Source organism: Nocardia sp. NPDC050630 (assembly GCF_044457245.1).
Lineage (GTDB): Bacteria > Actinomycetota > Actinomycetes > Mycobacteriales > Mycobacteriaceae > Nocardia.
Genome location: NZ_JBITGN010000001.1, coordinates 471881 through 493772 on the forward strand (window position 1 = coordinate 471881; position 21892 = coordinate 493772).

At 65.9% G+C, this 21892-nt stretch carries 22 protein-coding genes; 12 read left to right on the forward strand and 10 right to left on the reverse strand.

What is annotated here, in order from left to right:
• The first annotated feature begins 160 nt into the window (after positions 1-160).
• Entirely contained in the window at positions 161-1306 is a 1146-nt protein-coding gene (locus tag ACIBG0_RS02010; RefSeq protein ID WP_397028373.1) for an acyl-CoA dehydrogenase family protein, read from the forward strand.
• 142 nt (positions 1307-1448) lie between these two features.
• A complete protein-coding gene (locus tag ACIBG0_RS02015) occupies positions 1449-2375 on the forward strand; it encodes an alpha/beta fold hydrolase (RefSeq protein WP_397028375.1) in 927 nt (308 codons plus the stop codon).
• Between the two features lie 48 nt (positions 2376-2423).
• Here the strand turns inward: ACIBG0_RS02015 and ACIBG0_RS02020 are convergent, their stop codons facing one another.
• Positions 2424-3227, reverse strand: a complete 804-nt coding sequence (locus ACIBG0_RS02020; protein ID WP_397028377.1) for a response regulator — start codon at positions 3225-3227, stop codon at positions 2424-2426.
• A gap of 355 nt (positions 3228-3582) precedes the next feature.
• Positions 3583-4209: a histone deacetylase gene (locus tag ACIBG0_RS02025; protein WP_397028379.1), complete on the reverse strand. Its 627-nt coding sequence runs from the start codon at positions 4207-4209 to the stop codon at positions 3583-3585.
• Positions 4210-4630: 421 nt separating this feature from the next.
• Here ACIBG0_RS02025 and ACIBG0_RS02030 point away from each other — a divergent pair, with 421 nt between their 5' ends.
• From ACIBG0_RS02030 to ACIBG0_RS02045, 4 genes are all read left to right on the forward strand, one after another.
• Positions 4631-5236, forward strand: a complete 606-nt coding sequence (locus tag ACIBG0_RS02030) for a helix-turn-helix domain-containing protein (protein WP_397028381.1) — start codon at positions 4631-4633, stop codon at positions 5234-5236.
• Between the two features lie 2 nt (positions 5237-5238).
• Positions 5239-5907, forward strand: a complete 669-nt coding sequence (locus ACIBG0_RS02035) for a TetR/AcrR family transcriptional regulator (RefSeq protein ID WP_397028383.1) — start codon at positions 5239-5241, stop codon at positions 5905-5907.
• Positions 5908-5990: 83 nt separating this feature from the next.
• The gene (locus ACIBG0_RS02040; protein ID WP_397028385.1) at positions 5991-6497 is read left to right on the forward strand and encodes a VOC family protein; all 507 of its coding nucleotides are present in this window, start codon (positions 5991-5993) and stop codon (positions 6495-6497) included.
• 23 nt (positions 6498-6520) lie between these two features.
• A complete protein-coding gene (locus ACIBG0_RS02045; RefSeq protein WP_397028387.1) occupies positions 6521-7300 on the forward strand; it encodes a MerR family transcriptional regulator in 780 nt (259 codons plus the stop codon).
• A 46-nt stretch (positions 7301-7346) separates the two neighbouring features.
• Here ACIBG0_RS02045 and ACIBG0_RS02050 read toward each other — a convergent pair whose 3' ends face one another.
• A complete protein-coding gene (locus tag ACIBG0_RS02050; protein WP_397028388.1) occupies positions 7347-8375 on the reverse strand; it encodes an AraC family transcriptional regulator in 1029 nt (342 codons plus the stop codon).
• Between the two features lie 152 nt (positions 8376-8527).
• Between ACIBG0_RS02050 and ACIBG0_RS02055 the strand changes: the two genes are divergently transcribed.
• Positions 8528-10063, forward strand: coding sequence for an aldehyde dehydrogenase family protein (locus tag ACIBG0_RS02055; protein WP_397028390.1), 1536 nt, complete (start codon positions 8528-8530; stop codon positions 10061-10063).
• A 130-nt stretch (positions 10064-10193) separates the two neighbouring features.
• On the forward strand, positions 10194-10859 hold the full coding sequence (locus tag ACIBG0_RS02060) for a class I SAM-dependent methyltransferase (protein ID WP_397028392.1): 666 nt from the start codon (positions 10194-10196) through the stop codon (positions 10857-10859).
• On the opposite strand, the gene ACIBG0_RS02065 is transcribed toward ACIBG0_RS02060, so the two are convergent.
• The 5 genes from ACIBG0_RS02065 to ACIBG0_RS02085 are packed head-to-tail and all read right to left on the reverse strand — an operon-like array spanning position 10856 to position 16133.
• A complete protein-coding gene (locus ACIBG0_RS02065; RefSeq protein ID WP_397028394.1) occupies positions 10856-11485 on the reverse strand; it encodes a TetR/AcrR family transcriptional regulator in 630 nt (209 codons plus the stop codon). The genes ACIBG0_RS02060 and ACIBG0_RS02065 overlap by 4 nt on opposite strands.
• Positions 11486-11520: 35 nt before the next feature.
• Positions 11521-13056 carry a flavin-containing monooxygenase gene (locus ACIBG0_RS02070; RefSeq protein ID WP_397028396.1) on the reverse strand — a complete coding sequence of 512 codons (1536 nt, stop codon included), beginning with the start codon at positions 13054-13056 and terminating at the stop codon, positions 11521-11523.
• Entirely contained in the window at positions 13053-13910 is an 858-nt protein-coding gene (locus ACIBG0_RS02075) for an SDR family NAD(P)-dependent oxidoreductase (protein ID WP_397028397.1), read from the reverse strand. The genes ACIBG0_RS02070 and ACIBG0_RS02075 overlap by 4 nt, the downstream gene beginning before the upstream one ends.
• Positions 13894-14793 carry an alpha/beta fold hydrolase gene (locus tag ACIBG0_RS02080; RefSeq protein WP_397028399.1) on the reverse strand — a complete coding sequence of 300 codons (900 nt, stop codon included), beginning with the start codon at positions 14791-14793 and terminating at the stop codon, positions 13894-13896. The genes ACIBG0_RS02075 and ACIBG0_RS02080 overlap by 17 nt, the downstream gene beginning before the upstream one ends.
• Entirely contained in the window at positions 14790-16133 is a 1344-nt protein-coding gene (locus ACIBG0_RS02085; RefSeq protein ID WP_397028401.1) for a cytochrome P450, read from the reverse strand. Before ACIBG0_RS02085 ends, ACIBG0_RS02080 begins: the two co-directional genes overlap by 4 nt.
• 123 nt (positions 16134-16256) lie before the next feature.
• Here ACIBG0_RS02085 and ACIBG0_RS02090 point away from each other — a divergent pair, with 123 nt between their 5' ends.
• Positions 16257-17909 carry a carboxylesterase/lipase family protein gene (locus ACIBG0_RS02090; RefSeq protein ID WP_397028403.1) on the forward strand — a complete coding sequence of 551 codons (1653 nt, stop codon included), beginning with the start codon at positions 16257-16259 and terminating at the stop codon, positions 17907-17909.
• 27 nt (positions 17910-17936) lie between these two features.
• On the opposite strand, the gene lexA is transcribed toward ACIBG0_RS02090, so the two are convergent.
• On the reverse strand, positions 17937-18650 hold the full coding sequence (lexA, locus tag ACIBG0_RS02095; protein WP_397028405.1) for a transcriptional repressor LexA: 714 nt from the start codon (positions 18648-18650) through the stop codon (positions 17937-17939).
• Between the two features lie 225 nt (positions 18651-18875).
• Between lexA and ACIBG0_RS02100 the strand changes: the two genes are divergently transcribed.
• The 3 genes from ACIBG0_RS02100 to nrdR all read left to right on the forward strand — a co-directional run bounded on the left by ACIBG0_RS02100 (position 18876) and on the right by nrdR (position 21373).
• Positions 18876-19316 carry a hypothetical protein gene (locus tag ACIBG0_RS02100; protein ID WP_397028407.1) on the forward strand — a complete coding sequence of 147 codons (441 nt, stop codon included), beginning with the start codon at positions 18876-18878 and terminating at the stop codon, positions 19314-19316.
• Between the two features lie 151 nt (positions 19317-19467).
• A complete protein-coding gene (locus ACIBG0_RS02105; RefSeq protein ID WP_397028409.1) occupies positions 19468-20721 on the forward strand; it encodes a hypothetical protein in 1254 nt (417 codons plus the stop codon).
• Positions 20722-20896: 175 nt separating this feature from the next.
• Positions 20897-21373, forward strand: coding sequence for a transcriptional regulator NrdR (gene nrdR, locus ACIBG0_RS02110; RefSeq protein ID WP_397028410.1), 477 nt, complete (start codon positions 20897-20899; stop codon positions 21371-21373).
• Positions 21374-21381: 8 nt separating this feature from the next.
• Here nrdR and ACIBG0_RS02115 read toward each other — a convergent pair whose 3' ends face one another.
• Positions 21382-21630 carry a hypothetical protein gene (locus ACIBG0_RS02115; RefSeq protein ID WP_397028411.1) on the reverse strand — a complete coding sequence of 83 codons (249 nt, stop codon included), beginning with the start codon at positions 21628-21630 and terminating at the stop codon, positions 21382-21384.
• Positions 21631-21892 lie beyond the last annotated feature (262 nt).

Sequence of the window (21892 nt, forward strand, 5' to 3'; positions counted from 1 at the left end):
GCGGTGGAGAGCGAATCTCCATGAGCGCATGCTTGCCGCTGCGCGTGTGCTTGGTGGTGGGGTTTTGGGGTGGGAAGTGAACGGGGGTTCTTGTTGCGGGTAACGTATGGGGGAACGACGGGTCGGTGTGGACCGGCCGTGGGGTTACTAGGAGGTTGGCGTGGAGCGCACACTGTTCGAGCCCGAACACGAGCTGTTCCGGGAGTCGTTCCGCAAGTTTCTCGATCAGCACGTCGCGCCGAATCACGCGAAGTGGGAAGAGCAGGGCATTGTCGACCGCGAGGTCTGGCTCGAGGCCGGTAAACAGGGATTCCTCGGCATGGCTATGCCGGAGGAGTACGGCGGCGGTGGGGTCAAGGACTTCCGCTACAACGCGATCGTGGCCGAGGAGTCGGTGCGTGGCCAGTACTCCGGCCTCGGCTTCGCCCTGCACAACGATGTGATCGCGCCTTATCTGCTCGAACTCGCCAACGATGAGCAGAAACAGCGCTGGCTGCCCGGTTTCTGTTCCGGCGAGATCATCACCGCCATTGCGATGACCGAACCGGGCACCGGCTCCGACCTCCAGGGCATCAAGACTCGTGCGGTCCGCGACGGCGACGACTGGATCCTCAACGGCGCCAAGACCTTTATCACCAACGGCATCAACTCCGATATCGTCATCGTGGTCGCCCAGACCGATCCGGACAAGGGCGCGATGGGCTTCAGCCTGCTTGTCGTGGAGCGCGGCATGCCCGGCTTCGAACGCGGTCGCAACCTCGACAAGCTCGGTCTCAAGGCGCAGGACACCGCCGAGTTGAGCTTCACCGATGTTCGCGTCCCTGGTAAGAATCTGCTCGGCACCGAGGGCATGGGCTTCATCCATCTGATGAACAACCTGCCGCAGGAACGCATGTCGATCGCCGTCATGGCGGCCGCGGCCATGGAAGCCTGCCTGGAGATGACCATCCAGTACGTGCGCGATCGCAAGGCCTTCGGCAAGCCGATCGGCGCCCTACAGAACACTCGGTTCGTGCTGGCCGAATTGGCCACCAAGACCACCGCCGTCCGTGTCCTGGTCGACCGTTTCATCGAGGACCTCAACGCGGACAAGCTGTCGGTCGAGGACGCCGCCATGGCCAAGTGGTGGAGCACCGAGGAGCAGCTCGATCTCATCGACCGTTGCCTGCAGCTGCACGGCGGCTACGGCTACATGAAGGAATACCCGATCGCCAAGGCTTACATGGATGCTCGCGTGCAGACCATCTACGGCGGCACCACCGAGATCATGAAGGAAATCATCGGTCGTTCGCTGAAACTGAGCTGATACCAACCGTTTTCGCACCTCCGCCGCAGGCTCCGGTCTGCGGCGGAGAAATCGAGCCTGTTGCGCCGCCGACCGAAGTTGTCTAGTCCTGTTATCGGGCCACCGCGGCTCGACGGGCGAGCGAGAAGGTAGGTTGGGCACAGTGACAGAGCAGGCCCTCGGGCAGGAGCACACCTTCGGTACGAGCGCATTCGCGACCACATCCGATGGCCGTCGACTGCACTATATGGTGCGCGGAACTGGTGGGCCGACCGTTGTTTTCGAATCGGGTATGGGTTTTTCCCGCTCGATCTGGGGCTTGGTGCAGCCAGTGGTCGCCGAGCGCATGCGCGCCGTTGTCTACGACCGCGCCGGGACCGGCCGCAGCGATGACGATCCGAACCCACGTACCCTCACCCGGATGGCCGACGACCTCGCCGCCGTGCTGGCGGAATTGGGGGGTGGTCCCTTTATTCTGGTCGGTCACAGCTGGGGCGGCCCCGTGGTCCGGGTCGCCGCGACCGCGGTTCCGGCCCGAATCCAGGGCATCGTGCTGGTCGATCAGAGTGACGAGAACTGCGAACTGTATTTTCTGCCGTCGGCGCAAAAGCGGTACGCGATGACCCGCGTTCTATTGCCCAAGCTCGCCCGCTCCGGCCTCTACCGTCTGCTCGGCAGCCGGATCGGCGGCAAACAGCCCGCCGATATCGCCGCTGACCACCGCGCCGAGGATTTCACTCCGCGCGCCGCGCGCACCATGATCGCCGAACAGGACCAATTCAGCGCAGGCCTGCGAACCCTGCGCGACCAGCCGCACGCACTCGGTGCCCTGGATGTCAGCGTCATCACCGGCACGAAACTTCCGCGACTCGACAAGTCCACCCGAATCGCACTGACCGCCGCCCACCGCCGCACCGCCGCCGCCTTCCCCAACGGCCGACTGGTCGAGGCCGAGCGCTCGGGTCACCTCATCATGTTCACCGAACCCGACCTGATCGTCGACGAAATCCTGCGCATCGCGGACAACATGCGCAAGGGCCGGGATCCCAAGGGCAGCAACGGAATATGCGCTGTCGGGCAGAACGGATGACCGGCCGGATCGAGCTGCTGCGAAAGCAGGGTCGGACCGGTCTGGTCGCTATCGGGTGGATCTGGACGAACTGTTGCTCGGTGCGTCAGTCGTGAGCACGTCCGCATGACCGTTGCGGCGGCACCAGCTGAGCAGGTAATGGGCGTGCACGCCGCACCACCGGTAGATCGCATTGGCGGTCAGCGGTAAGTCGGGATCGTGCTCGCAGCGTTCGAGCACGATCGGCCCGATATAGACGCTGGCCACCTTATTGGCGGTATTGAGACCGACCCGCGCGGCCTTGGCCAGTGAGACGGCGTCGGCGGCGCGGCCCGCGGCAATGGCTCCGGCCAGCCGTGCGGCGGTCTCACCGCGCTGTCCCTGGAAAAGCCGATACAGCGGTGGCGGCGCGGCCGGCGGCGGCTCGAGATGGGGCCGTCGTCCGGTCGCCGCCGGGCGAATCGCCTCCAACAGGGCCGGGATGCCAGAGGATTTCGAGTAGAAACCGGCCAATTCCGAAGACCTCAGCAGTGCTTCGTCCAGATGGTCGCGCTCCATGCTGTGCTCCTGCGCCGCCATCAGTACTGCGGCGTGGTGTTGCGCCGAACCAAGCATGTCCAGCACATCCAGCCCATCGAAACCGTACTCCAGTGCCGGATCGTTCCAGATCAGGTCGGTGATCACCACATCGAAGCGGACTTGGTGCGCGACCTCGCGGCGCACGGACTGGCGATCCAGGGCCACCGCGATAGTCGAACCAGCGAATGCTTGTTTCAGTACCGGCTCGATGACCCGACCAAGCGGCGAGGCCACCAGTATTCGCAGGTGCCCCATATCCCGTTCGAGCAACGTATTGCCCGCACCCAGGCTCATCGGGTGATTCTTACACCCGCCGTACTCGTGTGCAGGCGAAGTGCGGTATGGCACATGAATTTCCGCCGAACCAATCCCTGCGAAATGTTCGGCTACAGGTGTGAGTGTTGGACCACGGATATCAGCCGTTCCTCAGGCATGGATTTCCGCTCGGCGCATGATCGATATCGTCGCCGTCATCGAAAAGGCTCGCGCCGAGGCCGATCGGGACCGCCCGAACCGGCATTGCTGGTCGGACTCTTGTATGCCAACGCCAGGTCGGTGGTCGGCATCGGCTGGGTGGTGACGGCCCTGGAGGCCACTGCCGCCTGGATCCTCGGCGGCTGGGCCGCGTGCCTCGGGACGCGCCAGCCATTCACATGGACTGAGGATCCAGCAGTGTGGCGATGGTGTCGGCGGACCAGGCGAGGTCCGCTCCGGGGCGGGTGGCGATATAGGTGGCGATCTCTCCGATCGTCCAGGCGTGGGATTCGGTGAGGCCTGCGGCGAGGTGGCGTATGTAGGCGGCCGAGGGCGGGTTGCCGGGAAGGTCGGTATAGCGCCAAGGCGCGGTCATCGTGAGGACCGGACGTCCGTCGAAAGTGCCGCTACAGACCAGGGTTTCGTATCGGCCGGGACCGAGCGTCGAGCGGCCGTGGGTGATTGCCTCGCACAGGTCCAAATCCGTGCCGGGGGTTCGGTACATCTCCTGGGCGGCGATATCGCAGAACTGATCGATGGTGACCAGGTGGGCGCGGGCGGCGGTTGCGCCGGCGGCGTCGGGATCATAGAAGGCTCGGCCGCCGGTCCAGGTCAGGGATTCAGTGGCGAAATATTGCAGGCCGGGGAGCATGAGCGGTACTGAACGCAGCGGTTCGGCCCCGTGACGGCAGCCGGGCAGCGTGATCGCGCCGCCGTTGGGCGTACCGCCGGCGAGGTAGCAGCGTAGGCGGCTCAGATGCATATTCGAGCCGTACGACGCGTACCACACGGTCTCGGTCATGGCACAGGTCCGGGCATCGCACCCGCCTTCCGGTCGGAATCGCCTATAAGACGAGCATGCCACGGGTGGCGGTGTCAGTGCCTTGCGGCCGCGAGTACGCGCGGCGCATTCGGCCGCTATTCGACTGTCTCGGGATGCTGTCACTGACGGCGGGGTGGAGGTGACATTCGTCGACACGGTGGGGTGTTACCCGGCGGCGGCTGTGAACGCAATCAGCCTGTGTGCTCGACGCCATCGGTAGCCGCTGCCACAGGGCCGCACCGAATACTACGGAACAAAATTCAACGCACACCCTTGCGGCGGTACGAGATTCGCGTGAGTTCGGAAAGTCGAATCCGCGGCGGGCGCGAGTGGAATGCGTACACTGACCCCGCCGGAAGCAATCTGAAACAGGCGTCCGTCAGCCGACGTTGGAGGGTAATTGTCAACACGACGCGACGACATTCTCGATGCGGCACGGGATCTGATCGTGCGCGAGGGCTACGCCGGGGCCAGTATGCACGCGATCGCGCGAGCGGCGGGCGTCACGCGCCCCGGCTTGTACGCCGAATTCAGTAATCGGGACGAACTATTCGAGGCACTGCTCGTTCGCGAGGAAGAGCGGGTACTGGCTATGGCGGCCGAGGCGACTCCGGTCTTCCAGGAGGGCGCGGACCTGGCCTCGGTCGCGGCGGACATCTCGGCCGATGCCGTCGATATCTTTCTCGATCTCGTCTCGGCCGCACCGCAGAGCTGGCGTTTCGTGCTCATGTCCGGCGAGGGGCTGCCCGACACCGCGCACGAGCGAGTCGACCGCGGCCGTGCGGCCTTGCGGGCGCGTGGTCGAGCGGTGCTCGCGCTGATCGCCGCGCGCACCGAGCAGGAGATGGACGAGGAGTTGTTGAGCCACGCGGTGATCAGTGCGAGCGAGACCGGCGCCCGGCTGGTGCTCGCCGCGGACGGCGCGCATCGGCGTGCGGCAGTATCCAAGACATTGCGCTGGGTGGCACGCCGGGCAGTCGCGGCCGCCGGAGTCGGGGAGCAGTAGCGATGGTCGACGCGAAACAAGCAGCGCCCCATGAGCAATCGACACCTCCACCACCTAAACGCAAGTATGCCAAGCGGCTACAGCCCGCGGACCGACGCGAGCAACTACTCGACGCGGCATTGCGCCTTGTGGTGGAAGCAGGGTTCACCAGCGTCAGTATTGCCGCCGTTGCCGAGCGCGGCGGGGTGACCAGACCGGTCGTCTACGACTCCTTCGGCAGCCGTGACGAACTGCTCGAGGCGCTGATCGAACGCGAGACCGCCCGTATGGCGGCGGCGGTCGCCCGCTCGGTCGCCGATACGGCCCCGACACCCGACTTCGGTTCCGCCGCACCGGAACAGCTGCCCGCGATGCTCGGGCACCTTCTCACCGAGGTCTGCGCGATGCCCGACACCTGGCGGCTGGTGTATTTCCCGATCGACGGTGTGCCGCCGGGACTGCGGGAACGGGTCGCCGCGGCTCGCGACGAATTGCGCGCACCGCTGCGGCAGGCACTGGGACTGTGGCTGGCGGAGCAGCCCGACGCCGATGGCGTGGATCCGGATGTGTTGGCCCAGGTCGTACAGGGCACCATCCACACCGCGGCGCGCCTGGTGCTCGACCAACCCGACGAGTTCGGCATCGACCGGATACTGGCCCTGTTCGATTACCTGTTCTTCCGTGTGGCGTAGCGACTTTCACTGAATAGCTTCCGCGCCAACTGTAGCGGACTGCGATTTGACCCTGACGTTACGTCAGGCTCGACGATGTGGCGGTGAGCGAAACCTACCCAGCATTCGATATCAGTCCGGTTCCCGTACCCGCCCTCGATGCCGTGGCTCCGGACCTTTTCCGCGGCATCTACGGTATGCCGATGTTCGTCACGGTGCCGACGGCCGATCTGGCCGTGTCGGTGGACTTCTGGACGCGCGGACTCGGCTTCTTCGACCTGTTCTCCATTCCCGGCCGACTCACCCATCTGCGGCGCTGGGCATTCCAAGATGTCCTGCTCATATCCGCTGACCAGTCCGCGGCGGCAACCGAGCTGAGCGTGAGCTTCGCCTGCGTGCTGAGCCAGCTCGACGAGATCGCGGCCGCATGCGAGCAGCTGCTGCCCGGTTGCACGTCGGGGCCACGTCCGATGCCGTGGAATACCGTCGATCTCGAGATCCGCACGCCGGACAACACCCGGGTGATCATGACGGCGGCGCGACCCTACGATCCGAACAGTGCCGAGGCCGAGAATTTGCGGTCCATCGGGATCGGAGAGCCGCCGGCATGAGCGTTCCTGTCAAACTGGACGGTGTGACTGATCAGGCTGATGCCGGTCTCACCGTCGGTGCGGCCGCGGCGCGAATGGGCATCACGATCCGGACGCTCCACCACTGGGATGCGATCGAGCTCGTGTGTCCGACCGAGCGGACCGACGCCGGATACCGGCTCTACACGAGCGCGGACCTCGCCCGCATCCATCGCGTACTCATCTACCGTGAGCTGGGCGTACCTCTCGATGAGATCAAAACGGTCCTGGATGCGCCTGCCACCGATGCGACGTCATCGCTGCGCCGGCAGCGCGACGAACTCCGCGAGCGCGCCGTCCGCCTGCAACAGATGGTGGATGGCATGGACCGCATCATCGAAGCCAGAGAGTCCGGAATCCTGCTCTCCGCCGAGGAGCAGGTAGCGATCTTCGGCGAACACTGGCAACCCGACTGGACCGCGCAGGCCCACGACCGCTGGGGTGACACCGAGCAGTGGGCCCAGTACGCCGAACGCGCCGCGGACCGAACCGCCGAGGACTGGCAGCAGATCGCCGATTCCGTCGACGCACTCAACGCCGATCTGGCCGCGGCCTACCGAGCGGGTGTGCTTCCCGGCAGCGACGAAGCCAACGCCCTCGCCGAACGCCACCGCGCCTCCATCGACATCTACTTCGACTGCACCCCCGCCATGCACATCTGCATCGCCAGTACCTACCTGACCGACCCGGGCTACACCACCTTCTACGACACCCTCGCCCCCGGCCTGACCCCCTGGCTAGCCGCCATCATCCAAACCAACGCCGGTCAGCCGAGAATGCCCTGACGCAAGTGCTCTCTCGACATTTGCCACCAGTGGCATGGGCGAGGGTTCACCTGGTTCCGACGAGGGTGCCGCGGGCTCGGAATTCCTGGGGTGGGCAGCCCTGCCAGCGGCGGAAGGCGCGGATGAAGGATGCGGCCTCGGCGTAGCCGAGGCGGGCGGCGACCTGTTCGGTGGTCATGTCGGTGTGGCTGAGCAGTTCCTCCGACATCATCTGCCGGACTTCGTCGAGGAGGCTGCGGAAGGAGGTGCCCTCTTCGCGCAGGCGGCGAGACAGTGTGCGCGGACTCATGAAAAGTGCTGCGGCGATGGCGAGTTGGTCCGGAATCTCGCCCGGGTTGTGAACCAGCAGATCACGCACCGAACCGGCGACGCCGGTGCGGGCTCGGCGCGCGGTGAGTAGATCGCGGCACAGCTGCTCGCATGTCTCGCGCGCCCATTCGTTGGCTTGGGGCAGCATGGCATCGAGGTAAGCACTGTCGAAGGCCAATTCGTTGACCTCCGCGCCGAATTCCGGCTCGACACCGAAGACGGCGCGGTATCGCGTCGTATCCGCCGGAGCCCGATGGCGGAAGCTGATCCGGGTGGCGGGCACCCCGGCGGAGAACCGCTCCCGGCCGATGGACTGGATGCCGGCGATGACGCGCTCGGTCAGGAAGGTGCGCACATCCTCCGGAATCTGCGAATCGTCGAAGATGAGCCGCGACTCGGTCGGCCCCTCTTCGAAGGTCAACCGGCCGAATGCGAAGGCCAGATCGACATAACGCAACGAAACCTCGATCACCTCACGCACCGTGCGACTGCTCAGCAGCGCCAGCCCCCACGGCCCGTACAGCGATAAGTGATAGCGGTCCCCGGCCTCGACACCCAATCCGGGTTCAGCGCCGAATCGCGCGAGCAGATTCCGCACTACGCGCACCTCTTGGCGGGCCGTGATCTCGGCATCGGGATCGCGCACCACCTCGGGCACCAGTTTCGTGCCCTCGAGACAGTCCTGCGGCGACATGCCGCGTTCCTGCGCCAATCGCATCAGCACATGCACGCTGGAGGTACTACGCAGTAGATCCCGATCGAACACTGAACTGCATCCTCGTCGAAGCCGATCCCGTCTTGCTCTTGGCGGAACGTATCAACCCTTTCTTCTCCATCGCAGGAAAATCGGAACACCCGGCACCACGCCGACGGAAATGCCACGCTGGAGGGTGGGGCACAGCGTAGGAGGTGAGCCGGATGAGCACGGCGCAACAGCAGGTCGAGATCGAGGTACGCAATCCCGCCGACGGCAGCGTCACCGGCCGGGTGCCCGATGAATCGAGTGCGGCGGTGGCCGCGACGGTGCGCGAATTGCGCCTGTTCCAGCCGGAATGGGAAGCGATCGGTCCGGAAGAGCGCGCCGAATGGTTGTTCCGGCTGCAGGATTGGCTACTCGATAATTCCGACGAGCTCACCGACGTGGTTCAGTCCGAAACCGGCAAGACCCGCTACGACGCGGAGATCGAAGTGCCCGCTGCGGTCAATCTGATCAAATACTGGGCGCGCAATGCCGCGAAATTCCTGCGCGACGAGCATCCGGCTCCGCACAGTCCGCTCGGCCGGACCAAGCGCCTGGTCAAGACCTATCGACCGCATCCGGTCGTCGGGATCATTACGCCGTGGAACTTTCCGCTGCTCAATGTGTGCTTCGATGCGCTGCCCGCGCTGATGGCCGGTGCCGCGGCGCTGGTCAAGCCGTCGGAGGCCACGCCGTTGAGTGCCGTCGCGCTGGCGCGCGGATGGGCCCAGATCGGTGCGCCGCCGATCTTCGCGGTCGCGACCGGGCGGGCGGACACCGGACGCGCGGTCGTCGAGGCGGTCGATTATGTGCAGTTCACCGGCTCGACCAAGACCGGTAAGGCGATCGCCGCCGCCTGTGGCGCGACCCTGACCCCGTATAGCCTGGAACTCGGCGGTAAGGATCCGGCGATCGTGCTCGCGGATGCCGATATCGAGCGGGCGGCGGCGGGCATCGCCTACGGCGGGTTGTTCAATTCTGGGCAGGTCTGTGTGTCGATCGAGCGGGTGTATGTCGAGGCGCCGGTGTACGAGGAGTTCGTGACCAGTCTGACCGAACAGGTGCGCACGCTGCGGCAGGGGCACGACGGGCGCGGATTCGGCTTCGATATCGGCGCGATGGCAACCGAGGCGCAGCGCGATATCGTGGCCCGTCACGTCGAACAGGCCGTGGCCGCGGGTGCGCGGGTCACCGTCGGCGGCAAGGCGACCGGGGTCGGCACCTTCTTCGAACCGACGGTGCTGGTGGATGTGGATCATTCGATGGCGTGCATCAGCGAGGAGACATTCGGCCCGACCATTCCGGTGCTGAAGGTCGCCGACGAGGACGAGGCGGTGCGCCTGGCCAATGATTCGGTCTACGGACTCTCGGCGACGGTGTGGACCGGAGACCGCAAGCGTGGCGAGCGGGTGGCGCGTCGGTTGGAAGCCGGTGCGGTCAATATCAACGATGCCTTCGCGAATCTGTTCAGCTTCGCGCTGCCGATGGGCGGTTGGAAGGATTCCGGGGTCGGCACGCGGTGGGGTGGTGCCGCCGGAATCCGGAAATACTGTCGCCAGCAAGCGATTACCGTGCCGCGCGGACCGGCGATGAAGCGTGAGTTGATGTGGTATCCGGCCTCTCGTGCGCGGGTGCGCGTTGTCGCCGGATTGATGCGGGCGTTCGATGGGCGTGGCAGGCGCAAGCTGCCGAAGTTCTTGGGCGGCAAGCGGTAAGGCTGCCACTGGCACCAATCGCATACCTCACCATTCGAACCACGAAACACCCTCGACTGGTAACGCGGTCTTGGCGCGCCGATGGCCTCCGACCTAGCCTGGACTCCCACCGCGCGAAGAGGAGACGACCGTGCCCGACGTCCGGGAAGTGTGGCAGAGCCGAGTCTGGGGGAATCTCGGGGCTCCGGTATACGACTTCGTGCTCGACCATCCGCAGCTGGCCCGGCCCGCCGGACGGGTGATGTGGGGCTGTGATACCCGTCGGATGTATGCGGCGATGGATGTCGTCAACCAGCTGCCGGAGGGTTGCGCGCTGCTCGATCTGCCGGTTGGCGGCGGCGTGACCCTGCGTCGACTCGAACCAGGTCACAAGCTCCGCTATGTGGCCGCCGATATTTCCGATGACCAGCTGGCGGCGGCGCGTCGCGCGGCCGCGCGTGCCGGGCTTTCCGATATCGACTATGTGCGAGCGGATGTGGTCGAGCTGCCCTTCGCCACCGGCGAATTCGATCTGGTGGTGAGTTTCGCGGGCCTGCACTGTATGCCGGATCCGGCCGCCGCGGTGGCCTCGCTGGCCCGCGTGCTCGCGCCGGGTGGACGTTTGGTCGGCAGTTGTGTAGTGCGCGGGGTCCGGCCACGCTTCGACCTGCACATGCGGGTGATGCGGGCGCTGGGCGTATTCGGTCCGTCCGGTACCGCGGCCGAGCTGTCGGATTGGATCGCCGCGGCGGGGCTGCGCGAGGTCGAGCTGGTGTGCAATGGCGCGCTGGCGCAGTTCACGGCCGTGAAGGACTAGCCTCCCTGCTCGTAGCGCGGTCCGACCAGCGCGATGGCGGTATCGACGGCGACGTCGATGATGTCGCTGATATCCTTGCCCGCTTCGACCGTGGAGGCGATCAGCTCGCGGAACCCACCGTAGAGGATGGTGGCCATCTGACGGGTCGGCGGATGCAGTCCGGGGGCTTCGAACTCCGGTGTGGTGGTGAGGCTTTGGATCAGATTGATGAAGGCCTCGGCCGCGTCGTGGTAGACCTGGCGCGCGGCCTCGCCGAGCGCGGGTGTGTCCCGAATCCAGGCCAGGGTGATCGTCGTGTCCTGATTGGATGCGTGGATCCAGGCTTCGATAGCCTGCCGGACCTGAGTGCGCCATGGCGCGGCCGGATCGACGGCATCGTAGATCTGCTGGATCGTCTCATTGTTGCGCTCGGCGAGCAGCGCGATGAAACAGTCCTGTTTGCTATCGAAATGTTCGTAGAACGTACGACGGGACGTGCGCGCGTTGCGGACCACATCGGCCACGGTTGTTTCGCGATAACCGCGATCGCGCACGGCCTCGGCCATCGCATCGAGGAGCCGACGCCGGAATGCTGATTCCGGCGCGTCCTCGGTGGCGATACTGGCGGCGGGCTCGGCACGGGTCACGAGAATCAGGTTAGTTCGCCCCGCCGCCGCGGCGATCATGACCTCACACGCACCGGGATACGGCCGGGTGCGCCGGCCCGGCTCGCGAAGCGGATGGTGCCGTCCTCGATGCGCCCGTGACGTAGTGCGAGCACATCGTGGGCGTAGTTCATCCCCAAGCGCCAGGGCCGTCGCGAGCCGGCCCGGGGGAAGTGGTCGATGGAACGCTGGACGTAGCCGGATTGGAAATTGAGCAGTGGCTCTGCGGCGACACTCGGATCCGGCCACGGCGTGCACTGGTCGTAGCCGTTGTCGTCCATATGGCGCAGTAATCGGCACACGAATTCGCCCACCAGATCCGCCTTCAATGTCCACGACGCGTTGGTGTAGCCGATGGTGAAGGCGAAGTTGGGGACGCCGCTCAGCATCATTCCCTTATAGGCCATGGTGTCGGGCAGTGGGATGGCCCTGCCGTCGACGCTCAATTCGATCCCGCCGAAGGCGAGCAATTGCAGACCGGTCGCCGTCACCACGATATCGGCGGGCAGCTCGGCGCCCGAGGCCAGACGCAGGCCGTCGGCGGTGAACTTCTCGATGCGGTCGGTCACCACGGCGGCGCGTCCGGCCCGGATCGCCTGGAACAGATCCCCGTCCGGCACCAGGCAGAGCCGTTGATCCCATGGGTTGTAGGTCGGTTTGAAGTGGACGTCCACCTCGTATCCGCTCGGCAATTGCGCGGCCGTCTGTTTCCGGATGAAGTTGCGCATCATATGCGGACGGCGCTGGCTGAGTTGGTAGATGAGCGTGCCGATCAGCACGTTCTTCCAGCGGGTGATCGTATAGGCCCGGCGGGGTCCGAGCCGTTCGCGCAGGCGGATCGCCACCGCGTCCTCGGTAGGCACGGACATGATGTACGTGGGGGAGCGCTGCAGCATGGTCACCTGCGCCGCCGTCTCGGCCATGGCCGGAACCAGGGTCACCGCGGTGGCTCCGCTGCCGATCACGACGACCCGCTTACCGGCATAGTCCAGGTCGGTGGGCCACTGCTGTGGGTGCACGAGTTGCCCACGGAAATCCTCGATTCCGGCGAATTCGGGGGTGTAGCCGTGGTCGTAGTGGTAGTAGCCGCTGCACACATACAGGAAGCCGCAGGTGAATGTCGAGGTGGTGCTGTCGTGTTCGACGGTCACCGTCCACTGCGCCCCTTCGGTCGACCAGGACGCCCCGATAACCTTGTGCCCGAATCGGATTCGGCGATCGATACCGGCTTCGGCGGCGGTGTCACGGATGTAGTCGAGGATCGACGGCCCGTTGGCGATGGCCGCGGCCTGTGTCCATGGGCGGAAACGGTAACCGAGGGTGTGCATATCGGAATCCGAACGCACCCCCGGATAGCGGAACAGATCCCAGGTGCCGCCGATTACCGTGCGCGCTTCCAGAATTGCGTAGGTGCGCGTCGGGAAGGCCGTCTGGAGATGGTGCGCCGCGCCGATGCCGGACAGACCGGCCCCGACGATCAGCACATCGAAGTGCTCGGGCCCACCCGTCTCGCGGACACCACCCACCGGGGAATCGCCGCGCGATGCGCTCATGCTGTCACCTCCGCCTTCGCGCGGGCCCGCAGACGCCGCTCCAGTACCGCGAATATGTCGTAGTAGTGCGTGGGCGCTACGCGTGCGAGTGCGTCGAAAACGTAGGCATCCGGCCCGACCAGAATCCGTGACTTCCCGCGTTCGACTCCACGACAGATGATTTCGGCCGCCTTGTCCGGTGAGGTCAACGTCATCGCCTCGAACTCCGCCGCTATCTGCTCGCGCGAGCGACCGCGTCCCTCGGGATCCTTGCGCACCCGGGCATTTCGCGCGATGTTGGTGGTGATACCACCCGGATGCACATTCACCGCGGACACTCCCGTGCCCCGAAGTTCCTGGCGCAGTGCGTCGGTGAAGCCGCGCACCGCGAATTTCGCCGCGCAGTAGGCGCTTTGATTCGGCATGCCGAGCAGTCCGAATACGCTGGACGTATTCACGATGACACCCTTGTCCTGTTCGACCAGGATGGGCAGGAATGCGCGGGTGCCATTGACCACGCCGTCGAAGTTGATCTGCCGCAGCCATTCATCGTCTTCGGGAACCGCGTCGAGCACCGACGAGCCCACCGCCACACCGGCATTGTTGAATACCGCCGCCAATGGCTCGGTAAGCCAGTCCTCGACCTCGGCTGCGAAGGCGAGTTGGTCGGCGGCATCGCGTACATCGAGCACGCGGACGAGTACCGGACCGGTCAGCGTGGCGGCCGTCTGTTTCAAGCCGACCTCGTCGATATCGGCAATGGCCACGGGTGACCCACGGCGCGAAAGCAATTGGGCCAGACTGCGACCGATGCCGGAGGCGGCGCCGGTGATCATGGCGGGATGGCCGGACAACGGCCTAGCGGTGCGTGGCATCGGTGCTCCTGGCAGTGCGGATGTGGGTGTCGATGAGATCGGCGAGCGTCGGCCGGACGCCGATGGGCAGGTCGTGGCCCATACCGGGCAGGGTGTGCAGGCGCGCACCGGTGATGGCGCTCGCCGTGACGGTGCCGCCAGTGGGATTCACCATCAGGTCGCGGTCACCGTGCAGGATCAGCGTCGGGGCGATGACGGCGCTGAGTTCCGCGGTGCGATCACCGGATTTGAGGATGCCGGCGAGCTGACGGCCGACGCCCGGTGCCGGATGGGGATCGCGGTCCCAGGTCGTCGCCGCGGCGGCGCGCACCGCGTGTTCGTCGAACGGGTAACCGTGCGAGCCTATGTGGCGGAACATACGCACCGAGCGTTCGATGTGTTCGGTGCGGGTCCGGGCCGGTCGGCCGAACATCAACCGCCACGTCGACAGGGCCGGTCGCCCGACCCGTGCCGCACCGGTCGTCGACATGATCGAGGTGAGCGAGGCGACCCGGGCCGGATAGCGGGCGGCCACGGTCTGTGCGATCATCCCGCCGAGCGACATCCCGACCAGATGCGCGGAGCTCAGTTCCAGCGCGTCGAGGAGACCGACGGTGTCGGCGGCCATATCAGAGAGATCGTATTGCGCTGTGTGCCACCGCTTTCGCAGGAAATCGAGCGGACTCGGCGGTGGGAAGCCGAAGTGCGTCGATCTGCCGACATCGCGATTGTCGAAGCGGATGACCTGGTAGCCGCGTGCGACGAGGAGTTCGCAGAGACCATCGGGCCAGTCGTGCAGTTGCTGTCCCAGACCGGCGACGAGCAGCAGCGCGGTGTCGCCGTCACCGAGGCGCTCGTAGGCGAGTGTGACGCCGTGGCCGACATCGGCGAATTGCTCTGTCATGCCGTGACCTGTTCTGCTCTGGCCTCGGCGGTGCTGGGCTGTGGTGCGCGGCGATAGACCACGGCGCGGCCCTTCTTGGCGGGCACCAGCGCGACACCGCGGAAGTGCGTGCGCTCATCGGGTGCGTCGGTCGGCTCCAGCGTGAAGTCCCTTAGCAGCGTGCGCAATACGACATTCATCTCCATGGTGGCGAAGGCCGCACCGATGCAGCGCCGGGCGCCGCCGCCGAAGGGAATCCAGCTGAAGGTGCCCGGCCGGACACCGACGAAACGATCCGGATCGAAGGCGCGGGCGTTCGGGAACAGCTCCTCGTTGTCGTGCATGAGCCGAATGCTGACTAGCACATTCTGCCCCTTGGGTAGGGTCCACCGACCAAGTTGCATCGACTCCGCGCGCACCTTGCGGAACGTCGAGTCGATGACCGGGCGCACCCGTTGCACCTCGAGCAGGGTAGCCTCACGCAGTTCCGAACCGCCTTCGTCGACCTCGGTGACCAAGCGTCGCAACACTTCCGGATGCCTGCGCAACCGCTCGATGGTCCACGACAGTGTGGTCGCTGTGGTCTCGTGCCCAGCGGTGAGCAGGGTGAGCAGTTCGTCGGAGATCTCGCTGCTGGTCATCGCGCTGCCGTCGTCGTAGCGGGCCTGCAGCATCATCGCGAGCACGTCGTCGCGGTCGGCGAGATGACCGTCGTCGGCGGCGCGGTCGATGAGCCTGCCGACGATCTCGTCGTAATGACGGCGGTGCGCGGCGAAGCGGGCCCACGGACCGTACCGCCCCAAGAACTTTTGCGGCACCGGCAGTGCCGCAAGCGCCGAACCGACCAGCACCAGCCTGGGCAGCAGCTCGCGCAGTTCGTCGAATTCCTTACCTTCGGCGCCGAATACGGCACGCAGGATCACGTTCAGGGTGATCCGCATCATCGAATCCATCGTCGCGAACTCCCGGCCCTGCGGCCAGGTGGCCAGCTCGCGCACCGTCTCCTCCTCGATCAGCGTCTCGTACACCGAGAGGCGACGACCGTGGAACGGCGGGGTGAGCAATTTTCGCTGTTTGCGGTGTTCGGCCCCCCGCAGCGAGAACAGTGAGCCGGGGCCGAGGAACTGGCCGAGATTGACATCGACGTTATCGGCCACCTCGGAGCTCGCGGTGAACAGCGCCTTCACCTCGGCCGGTTCGGATAGCACCATGACCCGCCCGAAGCGCGGTAGGTAGACCGTGAACGCCGAGCCGTACCGCCGATGCAATCTGCGCCATGCGCGGGTGCGGCCCGCCAACACCTCTGCGGCCTGTACCAAGGCCGGGGTGGTAGGCCCGTCGGGCAATTTCACCGTGGTCATGCGACACCTCCCAGTGGTACATCTGTGTACCAACAGCACGGTACGCTCACGTACCATGGTGTGGCAAGGGTCACTTTCGGAATTGCGGCCCGCTTCCTCGGTGCAGGTGGTTAGCGTGAGCGCGTGCGCAAGCATCGTTGGTTTACCACGGGAGGCTGGGTTCGCGGCATGGATGAGCTGCGCGGATTGCCTGATCGGCTGGCGGTGCGAGGCTGGGTCGCCATCCTGGCCTCCGTCCTCGTGCTGATCGGCGTCGCCGGACCCGCTCCGGCCCAGCCGGCCGCCGCCGATCTCGTCACCGTCGAGACCGGTCAGTTGCGCGGCATCGTGGCCGCGGAGCATCGGCTGTTCGCGGGCATCCCCTACGCCGCCCCGCCGGTCGGCGAACTGCGCTGGCGGCCACCGGCTCCAGCCGCACCGTGGCCCGGCATTCGAGATGCCACCGTGGCCGGGCCGAGCTGCCCGAAGGACAACGACTTCTACGGGATAGTCGGTGCGAACCCGACGAAATCAGAAGACTGTCTCTCTCTGAATGTTTCGACACCGCGCAACCTGCCCATCGACGGTGGTGGGCTCCCGGTACTGGTCTGGATCCACGGCGGCAGTTTTGTCACCGGCTCCGGCGACGTTTACGGTGCCGAGCCGCTGATCGCGCACGGTGACGGTGACCTGATCGTGGTCACGATCAACTATCGTCTCGGCACGCTCGGCTACCTCGCCGCCTCGGCGCTCGACGACGGTACCGGGCCCGGCAATTACGGATACCTGGACCAGCAGGCCGCATTGCGCTGGGTGCGGCGCAATATCGCGGCATTCGGTGGTAATCCGGAGCGCGTGACGCTGGCGGGCGAGTCGGCCGGTGCGACATCGGTATGCACTCAGATGGTCGCGCCGAGCTCGCGTGGGCTGTTCCGGGCCGCGATCATGGAGAGCGGGCCGTGCAGCCCCGGTGTGCCCGCCGCGACGGCGGTGGCAGACGGCGACGCGTACGCCGCACGTCTCGGATGCGCCGGACCCGGAACCGCGGCGTGCCTGCGCGCGCTGCCGGTCGATACGTTGGTGAGCGATTCCATCACCCCGACGGTATACGGCGGTCAGTTCCTACCGTCTGCGCCGCAGGCGGCCGTGCGCAACGGCGCCTTCGCCGATGTACCCACCCTCGTCGGTGCGAACAACGACGAGATGTCGCTGTGGGTGTACATGAAATATGGTGTGCCCCTTGGCAAGCCGCTGACCGCCGCCGGATACCGCGACGCACTGGCCGCCGCCATGCCCGACCTGACGCCGGAGCAACTCGACCGCGTCGAACAGACCTATCCGGTCGCCGCCTACCCGCAGCCCGCACTCGCACTGTCGCGCGCCTGGACCGATCGCATCCTCACCATGCTGGTTGTCGAATACGAAGGGCTCGGCCCGCGCACGCCCACCTACACCTACTCCTTCGACGACCCGGCGCCGCTCGGCCCACCGAATATCTTCCCGCTGGGCGCGTACCACGCCAGCGAACTGGCATCGCTGTGGAGCCTGCGCGACCTCGGCTGGCTCTACGGCACCGCCCTGACGCCGGACCAGCAGCGCCTCGCCGCCGAAATGCGAAGGTACTGGGTCCGATTCGCCATTGATGCCCGCCCGGATCCGGCCGGTCTCGAACCGATCCCGGCCTATGATCCCGCTGCACCCCTCGTCATGTCCTTGCGGCCCAGCGGAAACCGGCTCATCGACTCCTACGCCGCAGACCATCGAGCCGATTTCTGGGCGCCCATGCTGCCGCGCTGAGCTGGGTCGGATCGCCCTGAACTGGTGTCAGATTTTGCGGATAACCGTGACCACCTTGCCGAGGATCTGCGCGTCATTGCCCGGAATCGGTTCGAACAGCGGATTGTGCGGCATGAGCCAGACATCCTTACCGGTGCGCTTGAATGTCTTCACCGTCGCCTCGCCCTCGATCATCGCGGCGACGATATCGCCGTTGTCGGCGACGTTCTGCTGGCGCACGACTACCCAGTCGCCATCGCAGATCGCGGCGTCGACCATCGATTCACCGACGACCTTGAGCAGGAACAGCGAGCCGTCACCGACCAGTTCCCGCGGCAGTGGGAAGACATCCTCCACCGCCTGCTCCGCCAGGATCGGGCCACCGGCGGCGATCCGACCAAGCACGGGCACGAAGGTCGGGACGGGCCGCCCGGTGTCGACATCCTCGGTGGTGGACGGCAGGCTGGTCACCGCGCGCACCGCCTCGTCGAGACCGCGAACGTCAACGGCGCGTGGGCGATTCGGGTCGCGGCGCAGATAGCCCTTGCGTTCGAGAGTGCGCAGCTGGTGTGCGACCGACGATGTGGAGGTGAGTCCGACCGCATCGCCGATCTCGCGGATGCTCGGCGGGTAGCCGCGCTCGCTCACCGAGGTGCGGATGACCTCCAGAACTTTGCGCTGACGCACGGTGAGATCCGCCCCGGTAACGGATGGGTCGGTGCCAACTCCGCTCTCGTCGCCCGTGTCGTCTGTATGGCTCACCGCAACCGCCCTTCTGTGTCTATTGATTTCGTCTATCGAATCTAGTCCGGTAACGCCGATGTATCAAACATCTGTTCGAGGCATGTCGGCGTTTTCTGCTGACTTTGCCGGCGAGGCGTGGTAGAAATCGAACACAAGTTCTTCGAACACATGATCGAACAGCTACCCCTCCGTCTCGCGACATACCTGAGCACGCCCTAACACCCCTTCATGGAGGTTTGTCCGATGAGCACAGCGATCCGCGCCACGAGCACCGACCTCCAGGGTGAGGTCGACGTCGATCTCGGCTTCGAATCCGTTCCGCGCGTGCAGCGCCAGCATCGCGGCGGCGTTCGTGCCCTCGAGGCCGCGCGTGCCGCGACGGATCGGCGGCCGCGCGACAGTCGGCCCGGTGGTGCTGTGGTGCCGTACGGCCGAGGTTTCATTCGAACTCCCGCGCTACGTCAGGCGCAGGGTCCGCATCCGATGGAGCGGGTCGAACAGGCGCAGGTCGGTTTCGCGGTGCTCGCGGTGTCCGCACTGTTGAGCGCGCTGGTGGTGACAGCTTTGATCGGCTTGGCGCATTGGCGTGCTGGAACTTTCGGCGGCGAGACCCCGACGACGGTGCCCGCCGTGGTCGAGCAGCAGTCGGTTCCGGATGGTGTCGGTGTGGGTGCGCCGAGGTAGCTCGTCGAAAGCCGGTGTGACGGACGGCGACCGGCTGATCCGCCACGAAGCGTGGCCGAAATTGTCGATTACAAACTAGAACATGTTGCTACTGTGCCTGAAAACGTGACCTAGGCAACTCTCGCCGACGAACGATTTCGGGACACCCGCAATGACGCATCGCTCCACCGCTGCACACGCTGTCCGTCTACTCGCCCGGATCGCCGGGCTGCTGGCCTGTCTTATCTTCGCGCTCACCATGATTCCGGCCGCCCAGGCGGCACCCGCGTACGAGGCGTATCTAGATCTACCCGCCCTCAACGGGGACGGTGCCGGTGGAGGCGGATTGAATCCCGCGCTGCCCCTGGATGAGTCGACGTTGCGTGCGGCGCTCGACGAAGCCAGAGGCGACGGGGTGGCACCGAACCGCTACGCCACACTGCTGCACCAGTATTGGCTGGTGGTCTCGACCCGCAATGCCGATATTGATCTCGCGGCCTGGGATCCGGCGCTCGGCGTGCGTGCCAACCAGCGCACCTTCAGTCAGGTGTACGTCAACTACTTCCGGCTGGCGAATCAGCATCAGGAGTACTGGTGGGCGGGCCTGGCCGGAATCGCGGGCGGCTCCTTCGCCTCGGGTTTCTTCGATCTCAGCGATGTCGGCATGGTGCTCGACGTGCCCGGAATCCATCAGCTCGGCGATGCGGTCGCCGACCTGTTGCGCGGCACCCCACCGGAATTGGTGGCCAGGGTGCCCGCCGATATCCGGCTGCTCGCCACCGAGGGTTCGCGGTTGAGCGCCGAAGATGTCGCCTGGTATCAGACTCGGCTGATGATCATGCAGAAGCACATATTCACCGATCTGGTCCCGATGCACGAGGCGTATGCCGCGCTCAGGATGGCCGGAATCGACGAAATGTATGCGGCCGGGGTAATCGATGCCGATATCCGCACCGCCTGGCAATCGATCGATTCGCATACCCGCGACGGATATGTGGACGCGCTCATCCGCATGACCGATCGTGAGCAGAACCGCGTCATCGCCGACCAGTGGGACCTCACCTCGGCGGGGCGCGGCTCGATGGGGCGGGTCATGACCTACGTGAGCACGGTGGCGGGTAAGCCCGCCGTCCCCGGCGTCCGCGCACCCGGTGTTTTCGCCCCCGCCACCGTCAGCGCGGATATCGCGGGACACACCGTTTCACTGCGCACCCCGCTGCCGGACTTCAACTGGGCCGATCGCGATGCCCGCTGGACCTACATCACCGGCGATCTGGTGCTGCGCCATATCGATATGGAGAGCAATCGGCCGTTCGCCGAGGTGGTGCTCGGTGAATCCTTCTGGAGCAAGCTCGCACACGGCCGGATGATCGCGCGCATTCCGGATCTGATCGCCGATCTGACGACGCAATGGCAACTCGGCTGAGTGTCGATCGACGGGGTAGTTGGGACGTATGAGACGGTTGGTGACCCCTCCCGGGTATCCTGGACCTGATATGGACGTATCGGTCTAGACCCCTGTACACGTGCTCGCCGGATCGGGACTGGCGAACCGGAGCCGATTCGGACGCGGGCGCGCGCATCGACGAAGGATCTCTCGGATGCATTGTCCCTACTGCCGACACCCCGACTCGCGGGTCGTCGACTCGCGTGAGGCCGAGGAAGGCGCGGCCATCCGCCGTCGGCGCTCCTGCCCGCAGTGTGGGAGACGATTCACCACCGTAGAGACCGCGATCCTATCCGTGGTCAAGCGCAGCGGCGTCACCGAGCCGTTCTCCCGGGAAAAGGTGATTCGCGGCGTGCGGCGCGCCTGCCAGGGTCGCGAGGTCGCCGAAGACGCGCTGAACCTGCTGGCCCAGCAGGTGGAGGACGCGGTGCGTGCGAAGGGTTCGCCCGAGGTGCCCAGCCATGAGGTCGGCCTGGCCATCCTCGGCCCGCTGCGGGATCTGGACGAGGTGGCCTACCTGCGTTTCGCCTCGGTCTACCGCTCCTTCACCTCCGCCGACGACTTCGAACGCGAAATCGCCCACCTGCGCAAGCATCGCGAGGAAGCGACGGTCGCGGCCTCCGCCGACTGATCGGGCTGTCAGAGACAGATCCCCGGCGGACACGAGCAGCCGAAGCTGCCCATCGCCTGCCCGGGGCAGATGCTGACCGAACCGGTATCGAGCAGCCGAACCAACTGCCGCAACACGTCGGTATCGGCGTGCACCGGTGTGGGCTGTATCGGTATGTCTGCCGAAGCGGTCGCCACCGGTGCGAGCGCGACCGCACCGGCGGCGAGGATCGGCGCGAGGAATTTCCGTATGGGCGAATACCTCTTTCCAGAATTCACGTCGGACTGCCGAACCGACGCGGTGCGGTACTGTCGGCGGCCGCAATGTTCTTGCGCGCCACCATGTCCGGCGACTGTATCGCCGGATCTGGGCTCGGTCGCGCCCCCAGAACTACCGTTGCGAGCGCAGCCGGTGCCTCGGAAAGAGACGGTGTAAATCGGGTGCAGGCTGCGCCCGGTCGGCACCGTGGTGCGTGTCGGCGCCGAGATCGACGGCATCGCAATGGGCAACCTTGTCGATCGGGCACGCTGGTAGCAGCCG

Excerpts from the sequence above, each read along its gene's own strand:
- ACIBG0_RS02020 (WP_397028377.1), bottom strand. The coding sequence starts at position 3,227 with ATGAGCCTGGGTGCGGGCAATACGTTGCTCGAACGGGATATGGGGCAC.
- ACIBG0_RS02025 (WP_397028379.1), bottom strand. The coding sequence starts at position 4,209 with ATGACCGAGACCGTGTGGTACGCGTCGTACGGCTCGAATATGCATCTG.
- ACIBG0_RS02035 (WP_397028383.1), top strand. The coding sequence starts at position 5,239 with ATGGTCGACGCGAAACAAGCAGCGCCCCATGAGCAATCGACACCTCCA.
- ACIBG0_RS02055 (WP_397028390.1), top strand. The coding sequence starts at position 8,528 with ATGAGCACGGCGCAACAGCAGGTCGAGATCGAGGTACGCAATCCCGCC.
- ACIBG0_RS02070 (WP_397028396.1), bottom strand. The coding sequence starts at position 13,056 with ATGAGCGCATCGCGCGGCGATTCCCCGGTGGGTGGTGTCCGCGAGACG.
- ACIBG0_RS02075 (WP_397028397.1), bottom strand. The coding sequence starts at position 13,910 with ATGCCACGCACCGCTAGGCCGTTGTCCGGCCATCCCGCCATGATCACC.
- ACIBG0_RS02080 (WP_397028399.1), bottom strand. The coding sequence starts at position 14,793 with ATGACAGAGCAATTCGCCGATGTCGGCCACGGCGTCACACTCGCCTAC.
- ACIBG0_RS02085 (WP_397028401.1), bottom strand. The coding sequence starts at position 16,133 with ATGACCACGGTGAAATTGCCCGACGGGCCTACCACCCCGGCCTTGGTA.
- ACIBG0_RS02100 (WP_397028407.1), top strand. The coding sequence starts at position 18,876 with ATGAGCACAGCGATCCGCGCCACGAGCACCGACCTCCAGGGTGAGGTC.
- ACIBG0_RS02105 (WP_397028409.1), top strand. The coding sequence starts at position 19,468 with ATGACGCATCGCTCCACCGCTGCACACGCTGTCCGTCTACTCGCCCGG.
- nrdR (WP_397028410.1), top strand. The coding sequence starts at position 20,897 with ATGCATTGTCCCTACTGCCGACACCCCGACTCGCGGGTCGTCGACTCG.